Annotated in this window: 2 protein-coding genes and 1 pseudogene; 2 read left to right on the top strand and 1 reads right to left on the bottom strand. The window is 56.4% G+C overall.

Annotation, left to right across the window (positions count from 1 at the left end; all coding sequences use genetic code 11):
* Together ACR0P8_RS09235 and ACR0P8_RS09240 are read left to right on the top strand one after the other, a co-directional pair.
* A pseudogene (locus ACR0P8_RS09235) lies at positions 1–342 on the top strand (glycosyl hydrolase); the annotation flags it as partial.
* The gene (locus ACR0P8_RS09240) at positions 335–925 is read left to right on the top strand and encodes a GtrA family protein (protein WP_432624779.1); all 591 of its coding nucleotides are present in this window, start codon (positions 335–337) and stop codon (positions 923–925) included. The pseudogene ACR0P8_RS09235 and the gene ACR0P8_RS09240, both read left to right, overlap by 8 nt.
* A 761-nt stretch (positions 926–1,686) precedes the next feature.
* On the opposite strand, the gene ACR0P8_RS09245 is transcribed toward ACR0P8_RS09240, so the two are convergent.
* Positions 1,687–2,415 carry a FadR/GntR family transcriptional regulator gene (locus ACR0P8_RS09245; protein WP_432624780.1) on the bottom strand — a complete coding sequence of 243 codons (729 nt, stop codon included), beginning with the start codon at positions 2,413–2,415 and terminating at the stop codon, positions 1,687–1,689.
* Positions 2,416–2,779: the final 364 nt, after the last annotated feature.

Raw genomic sequence — 2,779 nt, forward strand, 5'->3', positions numbered from 1 at the left:
GCCCCCGGCAAGCCGACGACGTTCGGCGTCAACGATCCGATCATGTCGTGGGTGGATTCCAAGGGATTCGCGGCGCGCACCGTCGCCAAGACGCTGACCAAGCGAGAAGCGAAGATCCTTGAGAAGACCGGCTCTCCGGATCTGAACACCCTGTTCATCCTCAACATGCCGCCTCGCGCCATGAGCAAGATGACCCAAGGCATGGTCGATTCGGCGATGGTCGATGCCATCGTGAAGATCGCCAATGGCCATACCTTCCGCGGATTGGGCGGCGTGATCGCCGGCTTCTTCCGCAACCAATCCGCAAACAAGCGCACCGCAAAGGAGCTGAACCATGACTGACAACAACGCTGCGAAGCCGGCTGGAACCGCCGGCGAGAAGAAGGTCGGGCCGATCCGCCAGTGGATCAAGGACCATCCGAACATCTGGGAGTTCATCCTGTTCAACGTGCTGTCGAACATCTCCACCATCACCCGCTTCGTGGTGACGTGGATCGGCACCGCCATCTTCATTTCCGGCATGGGCCTCACCCAGCCGTTCCACTTCCTGATCTTCAACTACGACACCAAGGGCAACGGTCTGGGCGGATTCCTCACCTTCCTGCTGGCCGAGGTGCTCGCGCAGGTGGTGAACTTCTTCGTGCAGATGAAGTGGGTGTTCAAGTCCGACTCCAGCTTCAAGGACGCCGCTTGGAAGTATGTGATCCTCGCCGTGATCATCGTGGTGGTGAACCTCGTGCTGCCGGGCTACGTGACCGGCCTGTGCCAGGGCTGGGGCATGAACGCGGGCATCGCGGGCACCATCGCCTCCGTGGTCAATACCCTGCTCGCCGTGGTCGTCAGCTATCCGCTGCTCAAGTTCTGGGTCATGCCGAAGAGCGGCGACAAGTCCACTGACGGCAAGAAGAAGGAGGCCGCCAAGTAAGCTTTTTCTGATTCTTTCTCTCTTCCTTTCCCGCCCACCCGGGCTCCCTTTTCCCGGGTGGGCTTTTCATGTCTGTCTTCGCGTCTTTTTCCATGCCTTTCGTGCTTCCCCTTTTTGGCGGCTGTGGCAAGCGGTGGAAGCTGTGGAATACGGCAACGAAATCGTCCGTTTTGTGCATCACATGTCTGCAATGCTTGATTTTCCAGAGATATGCCCATGCTCATCGCTAGAGAACGGGAAGCGCCATCCATTATGCCGGTGAACAAATTTCTTGCGCTGAGAGGCGTAGCGAACCGTCGGCAGTGTGTCGGAGCTGGAGAAGATTTGTTGCATATGGCAGAACGATGCCGCAATCTGCCTCCGGTTGCCCATGATTCGCCGCAATTTGTGTCACGATCCCGAATTTCGGCTGTTTTTTCGAATCGTGACACATCTGACGCTCCTTCTTTACCCCCTAACCATGCTTTTTAGTGCGATTAGCCCAGGAAAAGCTATTTCGGGGGTATCTCTCCGCTGAGATTTGTGTCACGATTTCAATTTTTGCCCGTTTTTTCGGATCGTGACACAAAAGCACCTGCTACACGATACCGAAATCGCCTTTCGGGGGTGTGTGGAAACGTTTGAGAGCTTTTGGAAGTACTCCGGAAGCATTTCGCGGCCAATTCGAATGGCGGATGTCATACGGCGGTTTGCAAAGAGGAGGGAATGCGAGTCTGCCGTTTTTTAGGATAGGGGAGAGGGCATAGGGAGAGGCGTACGGCCTAACCCACCAGCGCGCTGACGTCGTGGACGTCGGCGAGGTGCCGTTTCATCGCTTGTTCGGCGGCCTGCGCGTCACCGGAGCTGACGGCTTCGAAAACGGCTTGATGCCCCATGTGCGAGATCCTACGGCCGGTAGGGGTCTGATGGGACAGTTCCCTCACATGCTCGGTGCATTTGAACGTGAACTGCAGAATGGTGAGCAGCAGTTTGTTGCCGGTGGCGTGCGCGAGCAGCAGATGGAATTGGATGTCGAGTCTCATCGATTGCGCTTGGCTGAGGTTTTCGTCCTCTTCCTTGTCGAGGATGCCTCGCAATGCGGCGATATGGGTCGGAAGGGCGCGTTGCGCCGCGAAGGCCGCGATCCGGGGTTCGAGCGATTCGCGCAATTCCGTGGCATTTTTGAGCTCGATGTCGGTCGATTCGAGCATGGCCGCCAGTTTCCGGGTGTTCGACATGGGGTCGAGCACAGTGCTGCCTCGTCCTTGGACCCGTTCGACGAGTTGTTTGGATTCGAGTTCGGACAGTGCCTCGCGTATGGAGGTCCGTGAGACCTTGAACTGTTCGGCCAGCGCGCGTTCCGCGGGGAGACGTTCCCCGGGTTTGAGCACGCCCGTCATGATGAGCTTTTCGAGATGGTCGGCGATCTGCCCGCTGATATTGCGATTGACGAATTCAATCGGTGGTATGACGGTCTCGCTGTGGGATGGGCCGTTCGTCGTGGAAGCCATGCTTATCCTCGCTTTGCCGATGTCTTTGCCATGTTTTTGCCGATGTTTGTCAATGCCTTGCCTGCGGACGCGGATTGGTCTATTGGCCATACCAATTCAGCATAAAACAACATGATTGGTCTGCTTGCCGTTTCCGTTCTGTAACAAGTGCGTGACCGCCTATTTCGGTGGCGGAAATTGAAGCATCGAGACCATACCATTGGCTTCGTTATTGGTTTCATTGTTGGTTTCGACGCAAATCGGACATACCAAAACCGCGTCATACCAAGTCGTACCAAAGAGACGACATACCAAAAAGGCGGAGATCGATGAAGGATTCAAGGGCATTCGGACCGGTGCTGCAAAGGCTCACTCCGGAAGAGGC

This window comes from Bifidobacterium sp. (assembly GCF_050874245.1).
In the GTDB taxonomy this organism is placed as follows: Bacteria; Actinomycetota; Actinomycetes; order Actinomycetales; family Bifidobacteriaceae; genus Bifidobacterium.

What these genes read in the sequence shown, in the direction of transcription:
- ACR0P8_RS09245 (WP_432624780.1), bottom strand. Translation starts at nt 2,415, where the DNA reads ATGGCTTCCACGACGAACGGCCCATCCCACAGCGAGACCGTCATACCA.
- ACR0P8_RS09240 (WP_432624779.1), top strand. Translation starts at nt 335, where the DNA reads ATGACTGACAACAACGCTGCGAAGCCGGCTGGAACCGCCGGCGAGAAG.